Origin of the sequence: Actinobacillus capsulatus DSM 19761, from assembly GCF_000374285.1 — a bacterium.
GTDB lineage: Bacteria > Pseudomonadota > Gammaproteobacteria > Enterobacterales > Pasteurellaceae > Actinobacillus > Actinobacillus capsulatus.
On record NZ_KB893935.1, the window covers coordinates 76,880 to 97,699 of the forward strand.

General features: G+C 39.1%; 20 protein-coding genes and 1 pseudogene. 16 read left to right on the top strand and 5 right to left on the bottom strand.

The window, feature by feature from the left end; all coding sequences use genetic code 11:
- Positions 1-43 precede the first annotated feature (43 nt).
- A complete protein-coding gene (gene focA / locus C228_RS0105305; RefSeq protein WP_018651645.1) occupies positions 44-868 on the bottom strand; it encodes a formate transporter FocA in 825 nt (274 codons plus the stop codon).
- 201 nt (positions 869-1,069) lie between these two features.
- Between focA and C228_RS0105310 the strand changes: the two genes are divergently transcribed.
- Positions 1,070-1,555, top strand: coding sequence for a YqaA family protein (locus C228_RS0105310; RefSeq protein ID WP_026313199.1), 486 nt, complete (start codon positions 1,070-1,072; stop codon positions 1,553-1,555).
- Positions 1,556-1,614: 59 nt separating this feature from the next.
- Here the strand turns inward: C228_RS0105310 and htpX are convergent, their stop codons facing one another.
- Complete coding sequence (htpX, locus tag C228_RS0105315) at positions 1,615-2,484, bottom strand: protease HtpX (protein WP_018651647.1); 870 nt, start codon at positions 2,482-2,484, stop codon at positions 1,615-1,617.
- A gap of 85 nt (positions 2,485-2,569) precedes the next feature.
- On the bottom strand, positions 2,570-3,640 hold the full coding sequence (gene dinB / locus C228_RS0105320) for a DNA polymerase IV (protein ID WP_026313200.1): 1,071 nt from the start codon (positions 3,638-3,640) through the stop codon (positions 2,570-2,572).
- A gap of 106 nt (positions 3,641-3,746) precedes the next feature.
- Here dinB and C228_RS0105325 point away from each other — a divergent pair, with 106 nt between their 5' ends.
- Positions 3,747-4,655: a LysO family transporter gene (locus C228_RS0105325; RefSeq protein WP_018651649.1), complete on the top strand. Its 909-nt coding sequence runs from the start codon at positions 3,747-3,749 to the stop codon at positions 4,653-4,655.
- A 36-nt stretch (positions 4,656-4,691) separates the two neighbouring features.
- On the opposite strand, the gene C228_RS0105330 is transcribed toward C228_RS0105325, so the two are convergent.
- Positions 4,692-5,972 carry an isochorismate synthase gene (locus C228_RS0105330; RefSeq protein WP_018651650.1) on the bottom strand — a complete coding sequence of 427 codons (1,281 nt, stop codon included), beginning with the start codon at positions 5,970-5,972 and terminating at the stop codon, positions 4,692-4,694.
- A gap of 163 nt (positions 5,973-6,135) precedes the next feature.
- Between C228_RS0105330 and C228_RS0105335 the strand changes: the two genes are divergently transcribed.
- The 7 genes and pseudogenes from C228_RS0105335 to priA all read left to right on the top strand — a co-directional run bounded on the left by C228_RS0105335 (position 6,136) and on the right by priA (position 12,771).
- The gene (locus C228_RS0105335) at positions 6,136-7,353 is read left to right on the top strand and encodes a pyridoxal phosphate-dependent aminotransferase (protein ID WP_018651651.1); all 1,218 of its coding nucleotides are present in this window, start codon (positions 6,136-6,138) and stop codon (positions 7,351-7,353) included.
- A 47-nt stretch (positions 7,354-7,400) separates the two neighbouring features.
- Positions 7,401-8,294, top strand: a complete 894-nt coding sequence (rarD, locus tag C228_RS0105340) for an EamA family transporter RarD (protein WP_018651652.1) — start codon at positions 7,401-7,403, stop codon at positions 8,292-8,294.
- A complete protein-coding gene (gene rarD / locus C228_RS0105345; RefSeq protein ID WP_081618463.1) occupies positions 8,295-9,161 on the top strand; it encodes an EamA family transporter RarD in 867 nt (288 codons plus the stop codon).
- Positions 9,158-9,680, top strand: a pseudogene (locus C228_RS15060) (LysE family translocator). Before rarD (C228_RS0105345) ends, C228_RS15060 begins: the two are co-directional and overlap by 4 nt.
- Positions 9,681-9,753: 73 nt before the next feature.
- Complete coding sequence (locus C228_RS0105355; RefSeq protein WP_018651655.1) at positions 9,754-10,194, top strand: nucleotidyltransferase substrate binding protein; 441 nt, start codon at positions 9,754-9,756, stop codon at positions 10,192-10,194.
- Positions 10,184-10,492 (top strand): nucleotidyltransferase family protein, encoded by a 309-nt coding sequence (locus C228_RS0105360; RefSeq protein WP_018651656.1) that lies wholly within the window; start codon positions 10,184-10,186, stop codon positions 10,490-10,492. The genes C228_RS0105355 and C228_RS0105360 overlap by 11 nt, the downstream gene beginning before the upstream one ends.
- Positions 10,493-10,554: 62 nt before the next feature.
- Positions 10,555-12,771, top strand: coding sequence for a primosomal protein N' (gene priA, locus C228_RS0105365; RefSeq protein ID WP_245552749.1), 2,217 nt, complete (start codon positions 10,555-10,557; stop codon positions 12,769-12,771).
- Positions 12,772-12,853: 82 nt separating this feature from the next.
- Here the strand turns inward: priA and C228_RS0105370 are convergent, their stop codons facing one another.
- Positions 12,854-13,597 (bottom strand): YdcF family protein, encoded by a 744-nt coding sequence (locus C228_RS0105370; RefSeq protein WP_018651658.1) that lies wholly within the window; start codon positions 13,595-13,597, stop codon positions 12,854-12,856.
- Positions 13,598-13,685: 88 nt separating this feature from the next.
- On the opposite strand from C228_RS0105370, the gene C228_RS0105375 reads away from it, so the two are divergent.
- The 7 genes from C228_RS0105375 to C228_RS0105405 are packed head-to-tail and all read left to right on the top strand — an operon-like array spanning position 13,686 to position 20,817.
- Positions 13,686-14,318 (top strand): acetyltransferase, encoded by a 633-nt coding sequence (locus C228_RS0105375; RefSeq protein ID WP_005624353.1) that lies wholly within the window; start codon positions 13,686-13,688, stop codon positions 14,316-14,318.
- A 27-nt stretch (positions 14,319-14,345) separates the two neighbouring features.
- Positions 14,346-15,383, top strand: coding sequence for an N-acetylneuraminate synthase (neuB, locus tag C228_RS0105380; RefSeq protein ID WP_018651659.1), 1,038 nt, complete (start codon positions 14,346-14,348; stop codon positions 15,381-15,383).
- Between the two features lie 48 nt (positions 15,384-15,431).
- Positions 15,432-16,694, top strand: coding sequence for a cytidylyltransferase domain-containing protein (locus C228_RS0105385; RefSeq protein ID WP_018651660.1), 1,263 nt, complete (start codon positions 15,432-15,434; stop codon positions 16,692-16,694).
- Positions 16,694-17,851, top strand: a complete 1,158-nt coding sequence (gene neuC, locus C228_RS0105390; RefSeq protein ID WP_018651661.1) for a UDP-N-acetylglucosamine 2-epimerase — start codon at positions 16,694-16,696, stop codon at positions 17,849-17,851. Before C228_RS0105385 ends, neuC begins: the two co-directional genes overlap by 1 nt.
- 54 nt (positions 17,852-17,905) lie before the next feature.
- Complete coding sequence (locus C228_RS0105395; RefSeq protein ID WP_018651662.1) at positions 17,906-19,114, top strand: oligosaccharide flippase family protein; 1,209 nt, start codon at positions 17,906-17,908, stop codon at positions 19,112-19,114.
- A complete protein-coding gene (locus C228_RS0105400; protein ID WP_018651663.1) occupies positions 19,114-20,043 on the top strand; it encodes a glycosyltransferase family 52 in 930 nt (309 codons plus the stop codon). The genes C228_RS0105395 and C228_RS0105400 overlap by 1 nt, the downstream gene beginning before the upstream one ends.
- Positions 20,044-20,046: 3 nt before the next feature.
- A complete protein-coding gene (locus C228_RS0105405) occupies positions 20,047-20,817 on the top strand; it encodes a glycosyltransferase family 25 protein (protein WP_018651664.1) in 771 nt (256 codons plus the stop codon).
- Positions 20,818-20,820 lie beyond the last annotated feature (3 nt).

Consider the following 20,820-nt stretch of genomic DNA (forward strand, 5'->3'; position numbering starts at 1 on the left):
TGCAAAAAATTACACAAATTAAACCGCTTAAATCGAAATTTTATTAGTGTTTACGAATATATAAGAACCATTGTACTAAGCCGATGAAGAACACCCCGCCGACAATATTTCCTAATGTTACCGGAATAAGATTCTTAACAATAAAATGATATAAATCTAAGTCTGCGTATTGTGCTGGATCGACATTAATAACCGTCCAGAATTCAGGTGATGCAAATTGCGAAATCATCATACCCATCGGGATCATAAACATATTTGCAACACAGTGCTCGAAGCCTGATGATACGAATAATGCAATCGGCATAATCATAATAAACGCTTTGTCTGTTAGACTTTTACCGGCATTTGCCATCCATACCGCAAGACAAACCATAATGTTACATAAAATACCTAAGGTAAAAGCTTCCATCCAAGTATGATGAATTTTGTGTTGTGCCGTTTTAAGAATGGTTAATCCCCATTGACCGTTTGCCGCCATAATTTGACCGGAAAGCCAAATAAGTACAACCATACTCAAACCACCGATAAAGTTACCGCCATACACAATGAACCAGTTTCTAAACATTTGGAACCAAGTGATACGATGTGTCGCTTTCGCAACAGCGGTTAGTGTTGATGAAGTAAATAATTCCGCACCGAATACGACACATAAGATAACGCCTAAAGAGAAAACGGTACCTCCGACGAGTTTTGCCATCCCCCACGGCACATCTGCCGCATCGGTTTGTGTTGTGGTGTAAAAGACAAAAGCAAGAGCGATGAAACCGCCTGCTAAAATTGCCGAGATGAAAGAATATAATTGGTGTTTAGTTGCCTTATAGACTGCACCGTCTTCAGCGATTTTTGCCATTTCAGCAGGTGAGAACATTTATAATCCTTAAATATAAATTTGAAAAATTACAGAAATTGTTGAGAATTATAGACCTGTTAATGCAATACTCAAAATAAAATTGCCATTATATTGAGGTAAATCAAAAGCGAATTTTGATGCAAATCAAATTGAAACTTAATTGAAAATTTTAGTTAAAATACACCAATCATTTTATTAACAAAAATATTACAAATTAGCATGATAGATTATTTTAGTTCCGTATTTAGTTTCTTTTTCTCAGAAGAAAACCAATTAATCTCAATGTTCCTTAGCGCTTTTTTAAGTGCGACGGTTTTGCCCGGTAATTCTGAATTAATTTTTAGTGCTTTAGCATCAAAAAATTTATTGGCGGAACAAACGATTTTTTCTGCAAGTATGCTGTGGTTAGTTTTGATTGCCACATTAGGCAATAGCCTCGGCAGTATCGTCACTTATGCGATGGGGCTATTAATTCCTAAGCCGGTTAATTTGCAACATCGTTCCGCAAGATTAGCGCTGTCTTTATGTGAAAAATATGGTGTGTTTGCGCTTCTTCTGACGAGCTTACCGGTTATTGGCGATGTATTATGTGGTATGGCAGGCTGGCTCAGATTGAATATTTGGCAAACGGTATTTTTCATTACATTAGGAAAGTTAGTGCGCTATTTGTTACTACTTTTTATGCTTTATCCTTTTATATTTTAATCGTAATAAAAAAGCGGTCTATTCTTGCAATTTTTTTGCAAAATCAGACCGCTTGTCGATTATAAGTTTCTTAACGCTTCGATACGTTTTTCAAGTGGCGGGTGGCTCATAAATAATTCTTTAGAACGTACGCCGTTAATCATAAATGCCGCTAGAGAACTTTCCATTTCTTGTGGCTCGTGTACGTGTTGTAAACGTTGTAGCGCCGCAATCATTTTCTCTTTGCCGACTAATTGTGCCGAACCAGCGTCCGCACGGTATTCACGGTAACGTGAGAACCACATCGCAATCATGGTTGCGATTACACCAAAGATCATTTGTAAAGCGATATCCACAATCCAGAAAACTAAGGTGTTTTGTGTGTTATTACCGTTTTCATCTTTACCACTTGCAACAGCGGTTGAAATAATACGAGATAAGAAGATAACAAAGGTATTCAGTACGCCTTGTAATAAGGTCATCGTTACCATATCACCGTTTGCAATGTGTGCAATTTCATGCGCAACCACTGCTTCAGCTTCATCTTCGGTCATGTTATCCAATAAACCGGTACTTACTGCGACTAACGAATTACTTTTTGTTGCTCCGGTTGCAAATGCATTGACATCGGCAGAGTGATAAATCGCAATATCCGGCATTGGAATGCCTGCTTGCTGTGATTGACGTCGTACCGTATCAAATAACCACTGTTCCGCATGGTTGCGAGGTTGTTGAATAACTTCTGCGCCAACGGAACGTAATGCCATGCTTTTTGACATAAATAATGAGATTAAAGAACCCGCGAAGCCGAATAAAAGCGACATCATTAAAATACCAGCAGTGCTACCGCCTTGAATACCGGTTACTTGGAAAATGATATTTAACACAATACCGAGTACGAAGGTAATCGCTAAGTTAGTTAATAAAAATAAGACAATTCTTTTTGCCATAGATAGATAAATCTCCAAAAAAGAGTGAGGAAAAACGGGTTATTAAATGAGGTAATTTTATAAGAATTCAAGCCGTTAGCAACAATTATTCCCATAAATTTAACTGTTTTTTAACTTTTTCTGTCGGATAATGAACCGAAAGCCCGATTAAGCGTACCGAACGATGATTTGTCCGTTGCCAAACTTGTTGAAGTAATTCGATAAAACGTTCTAATGACAGACCGTCAGTAGTGCGCTCCAAGGTAGTTTGCGTAAAGTCACCGAACTTTAGTTTGATCGCTAATTTTTTAAATTCTTGCAGAGAACGCTCCCCCCAATTTCGTTGTAAACGAAATACGAGTTTATTAAATAATTTATCAACGATTTGTTCGGCTTCCTCTAAAGACCAAATATCGGTCGGTAGCGTATTTTCAACCGCTAAGGATTTACGAGGGCGATTTACTTCGATTTGCCGGTTATCAATCGCATGACTGAAATCCCAAAGTCGTTGTCCAAACTTACCAAATGTCTTGTAAATAAAAGCTTTATTGCTATGCTGAATATCTCCGCAAGTATGTAATCCCAGTTGTGCCAGTTTTTCATTGGTTACTTTACCGACACCAGGGAGCTTTTTTAGCGGCAAATCATAAATAAAAGCGGTCATATTTTCCGGAGAAATCACACATTGTCCATTCGGCTTGTTTTGATCCGAAGCGATTTTTGCCAAAAATTTCAGCGGTGCAATGCCAGCGGAGGCGGTTAAATATAGTTCGTTCCAAATTGTCGAGCGAATTTCTTGAGCAATCCAAGTTGCGGAGCCGGAACATTGTTGGCAATTTGTCACATCTAAATAAGCTTCGTCCAATGAAAGCGGTTCAATAATATCAGTATAGCGGCGAAATATTTGATGAATCTGCTCGGAAACCGATTTATATAGCGGCATATTAACTGGTACAAGAATCAGATTCGGGCAACGTTTTAATGCCTGAGCAGTCGGCATCGCGCTGTGCAAGCCGAATTTTCTGGCTTCGTAGTTACAAGTGGTCAGTACACCTCGACCTTCAACAGAACCGCCAACAGCAACAGGTTTACCGATTAAAGTCGGATCTTCTCGCATTTCGATTGCAGCATAAAAACAGTCCATATCAATGTGAATTATTTTGCGTTGCATTGCCATATGATTTAGATTATTTATAATTTAGCTGTATATAAAAACAGTTTTATTTTATGGGGGGACCGTTAAAATTTCAACTCAAAAAATATGTAACGATAAGGAAGATGAAATGTTATACGGTTTAGTCATTGTGCTGACTCCCTTGTTTTTGGGCTATTTATTTAAAGTCGGTAAAGGCAAATTGCAGGTTGTTAATCAGGTCGTAACTATTTGTTTATATTTGATTTTATTTGTGATGGGAATTTCGCTCGGGCAGTTAGATGATATTGGCAGTAAGTTGCCGCAAATCGGTGGGATTGCGCTCGGTTTGAGTTTAATTATTCAATTTTCGAATATTATCGGTTTAACGATTTACGATAAATGGCAACCGATGGTTCGTGAAGAAGTAAATCCGAAAGAAATCCCTTCTCGTTGGATAATGCTAATGGATTCATTTAAATTAATCGGTACTACCATTACCGGCGGAGTCGTTGGTTTTGTGAGCAAAGGCACATTAGATTTCCCATTACACGCCAGTACTTATGTGTTAGAAGTGATGATCTTTGGTGTTGGGATTCAGTTACGTAATAGTGGGATTCTTCTGCGAGAGGTGTTTTTTAACAAACGAGGAATTTATACTTCTTTAGTGATGGTTGTTAGTAGTCTTGTCGGTGGGGTTATTGCTGCTTTGGTATTGGATTTAAGCATTGTGCAAGGGCTCACTTTTGCTTCGGCATTTGGTTGGTACTCATTATCTAGCGTGTTGGTGAATGACGCTTGGGGGCCGATATATGGCAGCATTGCTTTCTTTAATGACCTCTCTCGTGAGATCCTCTGTTTATTTACCATTCCGTTTTTTATGAGAGCATTTCCTTCTACTGCTGTCGGGCTAGGCGGAGCAACTTCGCTAGATTGTATGTTGCCGGTGATTCAAAAATCGGGCGGTACGCAAGTTGTACCGCTGGCAATCAGCTTCGGTTTTATCGTGAATGTGGTTGCACCATTATTATTAGCGCTATTTATCGGCTTAGCCGAATAAAACAAAATGGCAGGTTTATACCTGCCATTTTTTGTCTTAATTCACTTTAAGTAGCTTAGCTAATGCTAATGACTTACGTTCAATTTCTTGCCATTCCGATTGCGGTTCCGATTCTTCCACGATTCCAGCACCAGCGTAGAGCGTAACGCGGTTGTGTTCAATTTGCGCAGAACGCAAAGCAACACAAAATTCCGCCTCGTCCGGTTGTAAATAACCGAATGTGCCGGCATACCAACAACGTGAGAATTGTTCATATTCCGCAATAAATTGTTTTGCTGCTTGGCGAGGTAAGCCGGCAACAGCTGCAGTCGGATGAATACGAGCGAGACAATCGGCATCACTCATATTGGGTTTTAATTGGGCAGCGATTTTACGGCGTAAATGTTGCACATTATGCAGACGCTTAATTTCCGCTTGGTTGACGACAAATTCTGTGGTGCAATCACCCAAGTGCATTTGAATATCATCTACAACCAATTGATTTTCATAAATATTTTTAGGATCAGTGAGTAACCATTCCGCATTTAATTCGGTTTGTATTGCACTGTCGGTTACCGGAGCTGTACCAGCCAACGCTTCCGTATTCAATTGATCACTTTTTCGATGATATAAGCGTTCAGGGCTTGAGCCGACAAATGCCGAGTCGGCATTCTCCGCCCAAATAAAATGATAGCAACCTAAATTAGTGGTTTGACTAGCTGCAAGTAGATCATAAGCGGACAGCTCATGTTCAAATTGCAATGTTTTCGCATTGGCCAGTACCACTTTGTTAAATTTGTTTTGTTGAATATAACTAATTGCTCGCTCAATATTTTGTTGCCAGCTATCAAAGTCGTAAACGGAAGTCAGAGAAAGGAGATTATTTTCCGTTAATTCAAGCGGTAAGGTTTGGGTGAAATTCGCAAAAAATTGTTCAAAAATGACCGCTTGTTGGGCTAATTCAGTTTCATTCAAGTAGAAATAAGCGGTCAGATTTTGCTGATTTTTTACTAATTGCAAACGAGGCAGAATAAATTGGCAATTGCCTTCAAATTGAATGCCGCCGACTAAACCAAGCTGCGTTTGTGTTACAAATTGCTGCGCTTCTTCAAGGCTGGAAAACGATTTAGCGGTTCCGACACTAGCAATGGTCTGATCAGTGTCGCGAGCTTGCCAAAAAAAATGCGGATAATGTTCCTGCGCCTTTAACCAGTTCAATAAAGCAACATTTTCTTCAGGAAATTGCACGGAGGCTTGATATTCAATCAAACCAAAGTGTGTTTTGTTTTCCGTAGGTTGTTCGCTAAGTTGTTGTTTTAATTGATTAAAAATAGACATTTGCAAAATTTCTAAAGAATTTAACCGCTAGTTTTTAGCTATTGTAAAAAAAGGTGGTTATTTTAGCTTATTTCCTCTTTAAATTCCTACCAAATCAGAGTAAAGTTGAACAATTTTCTAAAATAAACCACCAATTTACCTAAAACATAACAGGACAAACACAATGGAACGTTTCCCTAAATCAGATAAATTAGCACAGGTTCGATATGATATCCGTGGGCCGATTCATAAAGAGGCAATTCGCCTTGAGGAAGAAGGACATAAAATTTTAAAACTTAATATCGGTAACCCTGCGCCATTTGGCTTTGAAGCGCCAGATGAAATTTTAGTTGATGTGATTCGCAATTTACCGAAAGCGCAAGGCTATTGTGATTCAAAGGGCTTATATTCAGCACGTAAAGCGATTGTTCAATATTATCAATCTAAAGGGATTCGTGGCGTAGATGTAAATGATGTCTATATCGGTAACGGTGTCTCGGAATTAATTACTATGTCGATGCAAGCGTTACTGAATGACGGCGATGAAATTTTAATTCCAATGCCAGATTACCCGCTTTGGACAGCGGCATCGACGCTTGCCGGTGGCAAAGCGGTACATTATCTGTGTGATGAAGAAAACGAGTGGTTTCCGGATATTGAAGATATTAAAGCGAAAATCACACCTCGTACCAAAGCCATTTTGGTGATTAACCCGAATAACCCGACCGGTGCGGTTTATAGCCGTTCTGTTTTATTAGAGATTGCTGAAATTGCTCGTCAGCATAATCTGATTATTTTTGCAGATGAGATCTATGAAAAGATCATTTATGACGGGGCGGTTCACCACCATATTGCGGCACTTGCGCCGGATTTATTATGTGTAACTTATAACGGCTTATCGAAAGCCTATCGTGTTGCCGGCTTCCGTCAAGGTTGGATGGTATTAAGCGGGCCGAAAAAACATGCGAAAGGATTTATTGAGGGCTTGGATATGCTGTCTTCAATGCGTTTATGTGCCAATACGCCGATGCAACACGCAATTCAAACGGCACTCGGTGGTTACCAAAGTATTGATGAGTTTGTGTTATCAGGCGGACGTTTATTAGAACAGAGAGATAAAATGTATGAGTTGTTGGTACAAATTCCGGGCATTTCTTGTGTGAAAGCGAAAGGTGCACTCTATATGTTCCCAAAAATTGACACGGAAATGTATGGTATTAAAGACGATACGAAATTTATTTACGACTTATTACAAGCAGAAAAAGTATTGCTAGTACAGGGCACAGGCTTTAACTGGCATAAACCGGATCACTTCCGTGTTGTAACACTGCCTTATACGCATCAAATTGAAGAAGCATTGGGACGCCTCGCTAACTTCTTAAAAAATTATAAACAATCTTAATCTTTTCTCTGCCCCATCTACGGGGCAGATTACTTTTATCTGTCTATATGCAACTCGGTATTATTTATTCACTTTCTGCTTCTACATTATTCGGTGGAATGTATTATCTCGCCACTTTATTACGTCCGCTTTCCAGTGAGAGCTTATTCGGCATTCGTATGGTTGTTACCTTGCCATTTTTATTTTTAGCGATTTTTGTATTAAAGAAACAACATGAATTTTTTGCTTTTGCGAAGCGTTTGAAACAACAGCCTCATTTAATTTTCATTATCTTAATAACTTCCGCAATTGTCGGTTCTCAAATGTGGCTTTTCTTGTGGGCACCAAATAGCGGCAAAGCCTTAGAAGTTTCAATAGGTTATTTGCTGATGCCGATCGTCATGGTGGCTTTCGGACGTTTGGTTTATAAAGAAAGTTTATCCCGTGTTAAATGGCTAGCGATTATTTTTGCAACATTAGGCGTGTTAAATAGTGTTATTTTTGCCGGAGGTATTTCTTGGGAAGGCGTTTTTGTTTTTGTTGGTTATCCTATTTATTTCCATATCCGTCGGAAATTCCAGCTAAGTAATATCTATAGTTTTATCTTCGAAATTATATTCCTAATTCCAATTTCGCTGTATTTTATTCGGAATACTGATATGGATTTTATTTATGCGCAAAATCCGAATATTTACTACTTTATTGTGGCTCTAAGTGTAGTGAGTGGTTCGGCGCTACTTTCCTATACATTAGCCAGCACCATATTGCCGTTTAATGTGCTTGGCTTATTAGGCTACTTAGAGCCGACATTTATGATGATTATTTCATTTTTAATCGGTGAGCGATTGGAGCCTAACTCCTATTTTCTGATGACCTGTTTGGTGATCGCAGTATTTTTCTTAATTTTAGACGGTCTTTTCAGTATCCGAAAACAGCGTAAAAAAGTGATCGCGGAGAATTAAATGTTAAAGGGCATAATATGCTGTATGAGCGCCAATTTCTTATTTGGATTGGGCTATTACTTTGCGATCTTATTACGTCCGCTCAATGGCGAAAGTATGTTTGGCTTCCGTATTGTGGTGCTAGCGCCCTTTATTTTATTGGCGATTTTACTGTTTAAACAAACGGCGAAATTTCAGCAGCTTTGGCAAAAAATTAAGCAAAATCCACCGCTTGTCTTGGTGCTTTTATTGCTTGCTTTGAATACCGGCATTCAGCTTTGGTTATTTTTATGGGCGCCGAACAACGGGCAAGCAATTGAAGTTTCGATCGGTTATTTATTGCTGCCGATTGTGGCGGTGGCGTTAGGTAAAATTGTGTTTAAAGAGCATTTTACCCTGTTAAAATGGCTGTCCCTCGGCTTTGCGGTGATCGGTGTGGTTTCCAATATTTGGCTGACCGGTTCGTTTTCGTGGGCGACTATTGTCGCCGGTGTAGGTTATCCGCTGTACATTACGCTACGCCGCTATTTCGGTATTAATACGCTTGCCACCTTTTTCGTTGAATTGCTGTTAGTGATGCCGTTTGCCGGTTATTTTATTGCTCAAACCGATATGCAGCCGATGTGGGCTAACAATCAGCATATCTATTATTTCTTGGCACTGTTCGGCTTAGTCAACGGTGCGGCGTTTATTTTATATATTGCTTCCAGTAATTTATTACCGGTCAATGTGCTTGGTTTACTCGGTTATGTGGAACCGCTGGTGATGCTTTGCGTTTCATTTATGATTGGCGAAGTATTGGATTCCAAATCCTATCTGTTAATGATTTGCTTAGCGCTAGCGATTACTTTATTAACTATTGATAACTTTAGGTTAGCACGTAGATGAGTGATATTGTTAATTATTGGGGATTTTTGACCGCTTGTATTTTACTGAATCTGACACAGGGTTCCGATACGATTTATATTCTTACCCGAACGATTGTAGAGGGTAAAAAAGCCGGTTTAATGTCCTCATTTGGGATTTTGACTGGGTTTCTTGTGCATATTTATGTTGGTTAGGGATTAAAATGTGGCGAGAGCCGTTTTTAGTCAAGTAAATAAATTTATACAAATTACCGTTATGGCAAATTTGTCGTCAAGGATTGCTGGCTAGCTTATTGAATCCTAAAGTAATTTTATTCTTTTTAACATTATTGCCCCAAACGTGGAAAATATTTTTTTACCCTTTTTCTTATTAGGATTAACCTCATTTTCAACCACTACGGTTTGGGTTATTGTGTTAATCTTTTTAGCTTCTCCATTCGGAAATTTACTGCGGAACAACCGACAAATAGGTGCTACAATGAATAAAGTTTGCGGTGTTATTTGTATCTTATTAGCCGCTAATATTGGGTTGGTACACTAAATAGTAAGCGGTTAAAAATTTTGAATTTTTTTGTAAATTCTCGGCAGAATAAATAGTTAAGGAGAGGTAATTAATGGTTGAGCGTTTAAAGATAGATGCATTGGAAGACGCATTTTATTCATTAGAAGAAACAATCAAACAGCTTTCGGATTTAGCATGGTTTAATCAACAAAAATGGATTGTTCAAGATACTTTAATTGCCGGTGCTATTCAGAAATTCGAATTCGTTTATGAACTCAGTTTAAAAATGATGAAACGCCAATTACAACAAGAAGCGATTAATAATGATGATGTCGGTGGCTACGGTTTTAAAGATATTTTACGTGAAGCGTTACGTTTAGGATTGATCAATGATATGAGCAAGTGGATAGAGTATCGAGATATGCGTAATATAACTTCGCACACTTATGATCAGCAAAAAGCGGATGCCGTTTATAGCCGAATAAGTGATTTTCTTGAGCAAAGCCGTTTTTTAGTAGAACAATTACGCCAGAGAAACCAAGATGATAAGTGATTATAGCCTTGATATTCAGCCTGAAGAATTACGTATCGTAAAAGAAATTCTACAAAAATATGTACCGAATTTATCGGTATGGGCATTCGGTTCACGAGTAAAAGGCACAGCTAAAAAGTATTCTGATCTCGATCTGGCTATTATTACAGATACGCCCTTAACTTTTTTAGAAAGTGATCATTTGCGAGAAGCCTTTTCAGAATCAGATTTAGTTTGGAAAGTCGATATTGTTGATTGGGCAAGTACGAGCGAAAGTTTCAGAAAGATTATTCAGCAACGTTATGTTGTGATTCAATAAACCTATTAGCAACCTACGAGGGTGATAGATCTTAATCTATTACTCTCTCATTTTTTAATTTTATGTCGAAGCTAGTTAGAGTGGCATTGCCTGTGCCATTACATCGTTATTTTGATTATTTACTGCCACCGTTTTTGTCGGCAGTCAAAGGCGTGCGTGTTGAAGTGCCTTTCGGTAATCAAACGAAAATCGGCGTGGTGGTGGATTTCCCTAAAACAAGCGATGTTTCCGAAGATAAGCTCAAACCGATTAAAGCGGTATTAGATTTAGAACCGATTTTTGACGAGGAAATTTGGGCACTGCTCAGTTGGGCGGCTCGTTATTATCACGCGCCTATTGGTGAAGTGGCGATCAATGCTTTGCCGGTGAAATTGCGCAATGGTGATAGCACCGAGAGATCGCAGCCAGATTACTTTGCGGTTACCGAAGCCGGACATGCGGCATTGCTCTCGGATGAGAACAAACGGGCAAAAAAACAACAAGATTTACTGGCGGAACTGGCAGAAATTGCAAATTTTTTTGAAAAACCGACCGCTTGTAGTCAATCGGCTTGGAAAGGGCTATTGGAAAAAAACTATATCGAGTCGGTTAATGTGCCGTTTGAGCCGCAACATTGGCAAAAAAAATTGCAAAATCGACCGCTTGTAAACTTGCAGAATCGGTTGGTGTTGAATAAACAGCAAAGCTTAGTGGTGAGCCGCTTAACAGTACAAAACGGTTTTGAAGCTTTTTTATTAAACGGTGTGACCGGTTCGGGTAAAACCGAAGTGTATCTGCAAGTGATTGAAGAGGTGTTAAAGCGAGGCGAACAAGTGTTGGTGTTAGTGCCGGAAATCGGACTGACCCCGCAAACGGTACAACGATTTAAAGCCCGTTTTAATGTTGAAATTGATGTACTACATTCGAATATGAATGAAACCGAACGCTTGAATGCTTGGTTGCGAGCAAAAAACGGTGAAAGTGCGATTATCATCGGCACTCGTTCGGCATTGTTTAGCCAGTTTGAGAAATTGGGCTTAATGATTATTGATGAAGAGCATGATAGTTCCTTCAAACAACAAGACGGCTGGCGTTATCACGCGAGAGATCTGGCGATTTTACGGGCAAAAAATTTACATATTCCGATCATTTTAGGATCTGCAACGCCAAGTTTAGAAAGCGTGCAAAATGCCCAAAACGGCAAGTTTATCGAACTATCTTTAACTGCCCGTGCCGGTAATGCCCAACAGGCGAAACAGCAACTGATTGATTTAAAAACACAGCGTATTACCGCCGGACTTTCCGACCGCTTATTAGCGATGATGAAACAGCATTTGGAACAAGGAAATCAGGTAATGTTGTTTTTAAATCGCCGCGGCTTTGCGCCGGTTTTGCTCTGCCATGAGTGTGGCTGGATGTGTGAATGTGACGCTTGTGAAAAGCCTTACACTTATCATCAGAAACAAAAAATCTTGCGTTGTCATCACTGTTCTTCGCAGCGGGTGATCCCTCGCCAGTGCGGACATTGCGGTTCAACCAATCTGATTACCACCGGAGTGGGGACGGAACAGTTGGAGCAAGTGTTAAGTGAGCAGTTCCCAACTTACCAAATTAGCCGTATCGACCGAGATTCCACCGCTCGTAAAGGGGCATTGGAAAGTCACTTAAATGCTATTCGAGAAGGCAAAAGCCAAATTCTGATCGGCACGCAAATGTTAGCGAAAGGGCATCATTTTCCGAATGTAACGTTAGTGGCGATTGTGAATGTCGATTCGGCGTTGTTCTCTACTGATTTCCGAGCGGAAGAACGTTTGGCACAGCTTTATGTACAAGTAGCAGGGCGTGCCGGACGAGCGGAAAAGCAGGGCGAAGTGGTGTTACAAACGCATTATCCGGAACATCCGTTGCTCAAGACTTTGTTAGAACAAGGTTATTTGGCGTTTGCACAAGAAGCATTAAAAATGCGTAAAGTGATGGGCCTGCCGCCGTTTGCTGCGCAAGTGTTGTTACGAGCAACCGGTAAAGACAATCAGCAAGTAGTAAATCTTTTGCAAAATTTGACCGCTTACTTCCAGCAAAAAAGCACGGAACTCGGTTTACAGGATATTCAAATTCTACCGCCTTTTTCTGCACCGATGGCAAAAAAAGCGGGGTATTACCGCTGGCTTTTATTAATTCAACATCGCTCAAGAGGCGTATTACAACAGCTGATCGATCAATTTGATTTGGATAAAGCCAATTTAGGCTTACAAAACAATATTCGTTTAACCTTAGATATTGATCCGCAAGAAATAGGCTAACAGCGGATTCATACGACAAGCGGTCTAATTTTCCTCGTTTTTTGCAAAAAATAACGAAAATCAGACCGCTTGTTATGTAAGGCTAGAGGGATTCTTTTAGGTAGCCCATCCATTCTTTCAGTGAGATCATCACACTGCTCAATGCTCCGGCTTGCGGAAGATAATAGAAATAATTGTAGTAATCTTCCGGTGTGACGCCAGCGCCGGTACTCGCCGGCAGTACTTCAAAACCTTGCTTTTCAAATAACATTTTGGCGCGTTTCATATGCCATTGATTCGTGACCAAGACAATTTTATTGATGCCTTCTTTAGCTAACATTTCACGAGAAAATTGAGCGTTTTCTTTGGTGGTTTTCGCTTTTTCTTCCAACCATTTTGCTTTGACTTGGAAGAATTGTTCAAATTCTTTTGCCATCATTGCTGCTTCGGAATTGCCGTTTGGGCTGCTTCCGGTTACTAAAATCGGCAGTGATGTTTCTTTAGTTAAAAAAGCCCCATAACGCATACGATCAAGGGTGGAATCACCGGTAGCAATGTTGCCGAATAATTCTTGGCTGTCGCGCATACCGCCGCTTAATACCACGATTGCTTGCGCAGTTCGGTAATCATCAAGGGTTAAATTATCATTGGTTACTAATGAATCACTGAGCTTGGTTGCAACAAGAGGAGTGCTGATCAGATACAAGACGATAATGCCGAATGCGGCTAGGAAACGGCTTAATTTTTTGTAGTGAAAATGTGCGAGTATTAAAGAAAGGATCCAAAGTAGCGCAATGCTAAACGGCGGTAAGATAATTGATGTCAGCAGTTTGGTTAGAAAAAACATTGTTGCTCCCGATAGATAAATATTTTGCGTATTTTCTACGATTTATTGCTAAAATGCACATTCTATTTCTCTTTGAGTGAAAGATACGATGAGAAAAAAAATTGTACTAATAGGTGCCGGCGGTTATGCCAAGTCTGTTTTAGACTCGTTAGATGAGCAACAGTTCGAATTCTGTGGGTTTATTGATAATTTCAAACCAACCGGTTGTTCGCACTTAGGCTATCCGATTCTGGCACATACGATCCAAGAATTTGAACAGCGAGATCAATATTGCTATTTCATTAGTATTGGCAATAACGAGCATCGTCTCGAAAAATTTTTAGCGTTAACTCAGTTAGGTTGTGAAATTGTCAATGTGATTGATAAAACCGCCATTGTGTCCAACCGTTCTCAACTGGGGAAAGGTGTATTTGTCGGTAAGATGGCAATCGTGAATGCGGGGGTAACGGTCGGTGATAACGTGGTTATCAATACCAAAGCTTTGGTCGAACACGGTTGTTTTATCGGCAATCATTGCAATATTTCCACCAATACGACACTAAACGGCGATGTGATTGTCGAAGATTACGCATTTGTTGGCAGCTCGTCTGTGGTGAATGGTCAGCTGCGTATCGGTGAAAAAGCGATGGTTGGCTCTGGTGCGGTGGTGATTCGTAATGTCGAACCTCGTACTGTGGTGGCAGGTGTACCGGCTAAATTTATTAAAGAACATAATCATTAAGAAAAGTCTCTATAGGAAGCAAATTAAATGAGTAAAGTATTTATCGTGGCAGAAATCGGTTGTAACCATAATGGTGACCCTGCGTTAGCGAAAAAAATGGTGGATGTGGCGAAAGAGTGTGGCGTAGATGCGGTAAAATTCCAAACCTTCAAAGCGGATAAATTAATTTCAAAATATGCGCCAAAAGCGGAATATCAAAAAGTCACGACCGGTACGGCAGATTCTCAATTAGAAATGACCCGTAAACTGGAATTACCTTATGATGAATTTGTGAAATTAGAAGCTTACGCACGTTCATTAGGTTTAGAAGTATTTTCAACACCGTTCGATTTCGAATCGATTGATTTCTTAGCCGACCAGCAGCAAAAAGTGTGGAAAATTCCGTCAGGCGAATTAACCAACTTACCGTATTTAGAAAAAATTGCACGTTTACCGATTGAAGGCAAAACGATTGTGATTTCAACCGGTATGGCAACGATTGAAGAGACGAAACAATCACTTAAAGTCTTGGAAGATAATGGGATGGCGAAAAAAGACATCACCATTTTACACTGTAATACCGAATATCCGACCCCTTACGAAGATGTGAACCTAAATGCGTTCCATCAATTAAAACAGGAGTTCGGCGAATACAGTTTAGGTTTCTCAGACCATTCTGCAGGCTACTTTGCGGGGCTTGCGGCAGTACCTTACGGTATTACTTTCATTGAGAAACATTTTACGTTAGATAAAAACTTCGAAGGCCCGGACCATAAAGCGTCGGTTACTCCAGAAGAATTAAAGTTATTATGTGAAGGGATTCGTGCGGTAGAAAAATCACTGGGTTCTTCAGAAAAAATCGTGACCAATTCGGAAGCGAAAAACAAAATCGTGGCACGTAAATCGATTATTGCCGCTCGTCCAATCAAAAAAGGTGAAATTTTTACCACCGATAACATTACCACCAAACGCCCGGGCAATGGTATTAGCCCGATGTTCTGGTATGAGGTATTAGGTAAAGAAGCTCAACAGGATTTTGAAGAAGATCAGCTGATTGCCGACAGTCGTTTTGAAAACCAAATGTAATTCTCGCTCCCATTTGGGGGCATTTTTAGCTTATAAGCGGTCAAATTTATGAAAAAAATTGCAATTATTACGGCACGTTCCGGTTCAAAAGGGTTGCCGAATAAAAATGTGTTATTGGTCGAAGGTAAACCGTTAATGGCATATTCGATTGAAGCGGCGATTGAGTCAGATGAGTTTGAAAAAATTATTGTGAGTACAGACTCGCAAGAATATATTGATTTGCTTGCACATTATCCGATTGAATTCATCAAACGTGCGCCGCATTTAGCTGGCGATAAAGCCAGCTCATTTGTGGTTATTGAAGATGTGTTACAACAATATCAATCGACTGTGTTTGATTATTTTGTGTTATTGCAACCGACCTCGCCGCTTCGCACCGCACAGCATATTCAAGAAGCATGTGCCAAGTTTGAAGCGCAGTTTGAACATTTCGATTTTTGTGTGTCGGTCTCTGATGCGCACAAGCCAACCACATTAACTCGCCCGATTGAAGAAGACGAAAGTCTGAAACATTTCCAATTGGATTATTCCAATTACGCTCGTCAGCAATATCATCCGGAATATTCGCCGAACGGTGCAATTTTTATTGCAAAACCGACCGCTTATCTTGAGCAGAAACATTTCTATGGTGCTAAGTCATTGGCTTACTTTATGGATAAGGATGTTTCGATTGATATTGACGATCGTAAGGATTTTGAATATTTCTACTTTATCATGCAACAGCGTCAGCAAGAAAAATTACAGTTAGATCGCATCCGTATCCGAATTTTGAGTAAAAAAGAATGTTTTACACAAAATGCGGACATTACTTTAGTCGGGCATTCGATTTTAGATCAGTGGTCGATTCAATCACTAAACGGCAAAAGTGTGTGTAACCTTGGTTTTTCCGGTATTTCAGCGAAAGAATATTTGGCAGAAGTTATCGACAAAGGATTAATTAAAACATTGGGTAACGATGTTGTCGTGATGTTAGGCACAAATGATTTGACTCGCTATGGTGAGACGAATGAGTCTATTTGTTGTGCCATTCAAGATTTTATTGCTAAGCTCAAAGCGATTCGCTCGGATATCAATATTTACTTTTTAGAAATTACTCCGGTTGCTTTTAGAGCGGAACGTAGTAACGAGAAAATTATCGCACTGAATCAGTTACTAAAAGCATCATTAACCAATGTGATTTGGATAGATTTATACCAAGCATTTTGTGACCAATACGGCAAACTTGCGATGGAATTTACTACGGATGGCTTGCACTTAAACGCAAAAGGCTATGAAAAATTGACCGCTATTTTGGAACAAGAGATCAAGTAATGAAACGAATTGCGTATATAACAGGTTCAAGAGCCGAGTATGGTATCGTAAAACGCCTGCTAAAAAAATTAAATGACGATCCGGCATTGGATTTTTCATTGGTGGTGACTGCAATGCACCTAGATGCCCAGTACGGCAATACAGTGACGGTTATCGAACAAGACGGCTTTGAGATTGTCGCACGTATTCCGCTTACACTCAATGCTGAAAATAACCAAACCATAATTCATTCGATGGCGGAGTGCTTAGACCATTTTGGGGCGCATTTTCAGCAACACAAATATGATGCGGTGATGGTGTTAGGTGATCGCTATGAAATGCTTGCGGTGGCAACGGCGGCGGCAATGCATAATATTCCATTGATTCATTTACACGGCGGCGAACAAACACTTGGTAATTATGATGAATTTATTCGTCATTGCATTACTAAAATGGCAAAGCTGCATTTAACTGCGACCGAAGAATATAAAAAGCGTGTAATTCAGCTGGGTGAAGATCCGAAATATGTGCATAATGTGGGGTCATTAGGTGCAGAAAACAGCGTATTGCTCAGCTTACCGAGCCGAGCACAATTAATTGAAACACGCCGGATTCCGAGCGGTGATTATTTTATGGTCGTGTTTCATCCGGAAACGCTTACCGAGCAACCGGTGTTAGAGCAAGTGGATCAATTGTTAGCTGCGTTAGATCAGTTTAAAGACCGCTATCAATTTGTGTTTATCGGTTCGAATTCTGACACAAGTGCGGATCAAATCTTTAACCGTTTCCAAGCTTATACCGCACAGAACGGCTATTGCTTTTTCACTTCAGTGAAACCAGAAGAGTATTTAGCACTGATTAAATATTCGAAAGGCTTAATTGGTAATAGCTCGTCCGGTTTACTGGAAGCGCCAAGTTGCGGTGTCGGTACGCTAAATATCGGCAACCGCCAACAAGGACGTGTACGTGGTGAAACGGTGATTGACGTGGAAACGACCACCGAAGCGATTAAAGTCGGCATTGAGCAATTAATTTCAGTGGATTTTCATCAGCGCTTACCGCAGATGACAAATCCTTATTACCAAGAAAATGCAATGGAAAAAGCGTATAAAGTGATTAAACACTTTTTGAATGACGTTGAAAAAGATCAACCGAAAGCTTTTTATGATCTTCCTTAAAATTAACCGCTTGTGTGTTTACAAGCGGTTAATTTTCTTTATTTTTTGCAAATTATGAAAGCTGTAAAAGATAGTGTTATTTACCTTGGCGGTGAGTTGATTTCAAAAGCCGTTCCTTTTTTGCTATTGCCTTATTTATCTCGTAAGTTAGGGGTTCAGGGTTATGGTGAATTGTCGTATTATCAGACCTACCTTGTTCTTTTCCTGATTTTAGTTGGGTTAAGTCAAGAAGGTGCGGTAGCGCGTTATTTTTATTTTTATGGAAAACGTTCGCTGAATTTAGTTGTCTCAACCGGATACGCCTATACTATGTTGGTCGGCTCGATTATTTTGGCAGTTTGTTGGTACTTTAAGACTGAAATCATTGCTTATTTGGCGATCTCTGCGGTGTTTCAATCGTTTTTAGCGGTGCAGTTGAGTGTCCGCCAATGCCAAAAACAAGCGATTCCGTATATGGTTATTCAATCGCTGACGAGTTTTGTTTCTGTAATTCTGACAGTGGCGATGTTGGAGTCTTACCAAACAGATTTGGTTGAAAAACGCATTTTAGCGATTTTGTTTGGTAATTTGATTGTATTCTGTTTAGCGTACTTTCTGTATTCCAGAAAAATTAACAGCCATAGAAGATTTAGCTTACATCAGCATAAGCTTGGGTTAATGTATCTATTAGGGTTTGGTGTGCCGCTGTTGTTACACCAAGCGAGCTTTTATTTAAAAGGTCAGTTAGACCGAATTTTTATTTTCCATCAATTTAGCCAAATTGATTTAGGACTTTATGCAATGGGGGCGCAAATTGCCGCAATTTTAATGATTTTATTGCAGGCATTAAATAAAGCGACGCTTCCTTATTTTTATGAAGGCTTAAAACAAAAAACGATTACTTTGAATAAGGTGCATAAATGGGCTGCTTATTCACTATTATTTGTGCCGATTCCTTCATTAACTATGTGGATGATTCCTGAATCCGTGGTAGTTTGGCTATTAGGGAATCAATTTATTGGCACGAAGTATTTTATTATCTTATTTTTATTATCAACTTCGTTAACAGTTCCCTATTTTATTTTGGTGAATTATTTGTTTTATTACGGAAAAAATAAAATTATTTCACTTTCTTCGCTATTATCTACCGTGGTATATGTAATCAGCTTATTATTGTTAGCGAAGACTAAAATTGAGTATATGCCTTATGCAAGTATTATTGGCGGAGCAAGTTTACTGCCAATTTTATATAGCATGACTAAAAGAGTGAGAGCGGAAACCTAATGAATTTAATTATTTGCCATACCCCTTTACAGGTGCTTGTGGCGGAAAAAATTATGCAGAAATACCCAGAACAGGAATTTTTCGGCATCATGTTTACTTTTGAATCTTATAATAATCATAAGTTTCAGAATTATTGGGCTCGATTTAGCAAGTTTTGCAAAGAGGCTTTTTTATTTAGCTATCCAAAGTCCGGCAAGCTGAACTTATTAATCGCACTATTGCGTGCTAAGCAAAAAGTAAAAAATTTAAATGTTGAAAAATTATTTGTAGCAAGTATTGATGATCAATTGGTGCAATTAATTTGCAGTACGGTGAGCTTTAAGCAGCTACATACATTTGATGACGGTACGGCAAATATCGTACCGAATAGTATTTATTATCAAGATTCTCCGAAAACATTAAAGCGTAAAATGGTGAATTGTTTATTAGGAAATCGCTATAGCACTCAAACCTTGAGAGCATTATCGAATAAACATTATACGATATATCCGAATTTACCGAACATTATTGAGAATGTTGAAGCGGTTTCTTTTGCAAAATTAACGCCAAATCAGACCGCTTGTCAGCACGAACCAATTAAGTTATTACTTGGCCAGCCGCTTTTTGATGATGCCAAGGAAAATATTGCGTTGGCAGAGCGAGTTATTCAACAATTTGGGATTACGGCGTATTTACCTCATCCTCGAGAACGCTATCATTTGACTGGAGTTGAATACATCAATACGGATTTAATTTTTGAAGATTATATTTACCAAGCTGCGAACGAACAGAAATATATTATCTATACTTATTTTAGTGGTGCGGTATTGAATGTAATGAATCATCGGAATATTGAAGTGATTTCAATTCGACCACCATTAAATAATCCTGTGTACTTAGCTTGTTATGATTTATTTGATCAAGTTGGTATTAATATTATTGATATTTAAACAATGAAAAAATATTTAATTTCTTTAGCAAAAGATAGTGCGCGCCGCGAACTGTTTTTTTCTCAACCGGATACAGCGGATTTTCAAGTATTTGATGCAATCAATACGATGTCGCTTGAATGGCAAGAACTTGCACAAAAATATGATTTAACCAAATTTGAGCAACGCTATCAGCGTAAAGCCACCAAAGGTGAGGTCGGTTGTACATTTAGTCATTTGGGGGTGTATCAACAAATTATCAACGATGAAAGTATTGCCGAACAAGAATATTGTTTAGTATGCGAAGATGATGCACTCTTTAATCAAGATTTTCAATCTACGTTAGATAAGTTGGTTCAGCAAGATTTTGCAGCAGATATTATTTTGGTTGGTCAATCTAAAATTTTAAGTTTTGAAGATCTGTTGTTGGAAATTGAATTCCCTACAACTTTTAAGCAGCAAATGAAAGTGATTGAGAAGACAGCTTATCGTTTTGCCTATCCTTATAGAAATTATTATGCAGGTACGGTTGCTTATTTAATCAAAAAATCCAGTGCTAGAAAATTGTTAACAACGGGGGCATTACCGTTTTGGTTAGCGGATGATTTTATTTTATTTGAGCAACAGTGGGGATTGGATATTTTTGTGGTTCGCCCTTTAATGGCAATTGAAAATCCGGTCTTAACCAGTAATTTGGAAGGCGCAAGAGCTTCGCAGCGACAAGCTACTTTTAAGAAAATTTTAAAATATCCGCTGAAAAAATTATTAGCAATTAAACGTAACGCTTTTAATTAGAGA

Excerpts from the sequence above, each read along its gene's own strand:
- focA (WP_018651645.1), bottom strand. The coding sequence starts at position 868 with ATGTTCTCACCTGCTGAAATGGCAAAAATCGCTGAAGACGGTGCAGTC.
- C228_RS0105310 (WP_026313199.1), top strand. The coding sequence starts at position 1,070 with ATGATAGATTATTTTAGTTCCGTATTTAGTTTCTTTTTCTCAGAAGAA.
- htpX (WP_018651647.1), bottom strand. The coding sequence starts at position 2,484 with ATGGCAAAAAGAATTGTCTTATTTTTATTAACTAACTTAGCGATTACC.
- dinB (WP_026313200.1), bottom strand. The coding sequence starts at position 3,640 with ATGGCAATGCAACGCAAAATAATTCACATTGATATGGACTGTTTTTAT.
- C228_RS0105325 (WP_018651649.1), top strand. The coding sequence starts at position 3,747 with ATGTTATACGGTTTAGTCATTGTGCTGACTCCCTTGTTTTTGGGCTAT.
- C228_RS0105330 (WP_018651650.1), bottom strand. The coding sequence starts at position 5,972 with ATGTCTATTTTTAATCAATTAAAACAACAACTTAGCGAACAACCTACG.
- C228_RS0105335 (WP_018651651.1), top strand. The coding sequence starts at position 6,136 with ATGGAACGTTTCCCTAAATCAGATAAATTAGCACAGGTTCGATATGAT.
- rarD (WP_018651652.1), top strand. The coding sequence starts at position 7,401 with ATGCAACTCGGTATTATTTATTCACTTTCTGCTTCTACATTATTCGGT.
- rarD (WP_081618463.1), top strand. The coding sequence starts at position 8,295 with ATGTTAAAGGGCATAATATGCTGTATGAGCGCCAATTTCTTATTTGGA.
- C228_RS0105355 (WP_018651655.1), top strand. The coding sequence starts at position 9,754 with ATGGTTGAGCGTTTAAAGATAGATGCATTGGAAGACGCATTTTATTCA.
- C228_RS0105360 (WP_018651656.1), top strand. The coding sequence starts at position 10,184 with ATGATAAGTGATTATAGCCTTGATATTCAGCCTGAAGAATTACGTATC.
- priA (WP_245552749.1), top strand. The coding sequence starts at position 10,555 with ATGTCGAAGCTAGTTAGAGTGGCATTGCCTGTGCCATTACATCGTTAT.
- C228_RS0105370 (WP_018651658.1), bottom strand. The coding sequence starts at position 13,597 with ATGTTTTTTCTAACCAAACTGCTGACATCAATTATCTTACCGCCGTTT.
- C228_RS0105375 (WP_005624353.1), top strand. The coding sequence starts at position 13,686 with ATGAGAAAAAAAATTGTACTAATAGGTGCCGGCGGTTATGCCAAGTCT.
- neuB (WP_018651659.1), top strand. The coding sequence starts at position 14,346 with ATGAGTAAAGTATTTATCGTGGCAGAAATCGGTTGTAACCATAATGGT.
- C228_RS0105385 (WP_018651660.1), top strand. The coding sequence starts at position 15,432 with ATGAAAAAAATTGCAATTATTACGGCACGTTCCGGTTCAAAAGGGTTG.
- neuC (WP_018651661.1), top strand. The coding sequence starts at position 16,694 with ATGAAACGAATTGCGTATATAACAGGTTCAAGAGCCGAGTATGGTATC.
- C228_RS0105395 (WP_018651662.1), top strand. The coding sequence starts at position 17,906 with ATGAAAGCTGTAAAAGATAGTGTTATTTACCTTGGCGGTGAGTTGATT.
- C228_RS0105400 (WP_018651663.1), top strand. The coding sequence starts at position 19,114 with ATGAATTTAATTATTTGCCATACCCCTTTACAGGTGCTTGTGGCGGAA.
- C228_RS0105405 (WP_018651664.1), top strand. The coding sequence starts at position 20,047 with ATGAAAAAATATTTAATTTCTTTAGCAAAAGATAGTGCGCGCCGCGAA.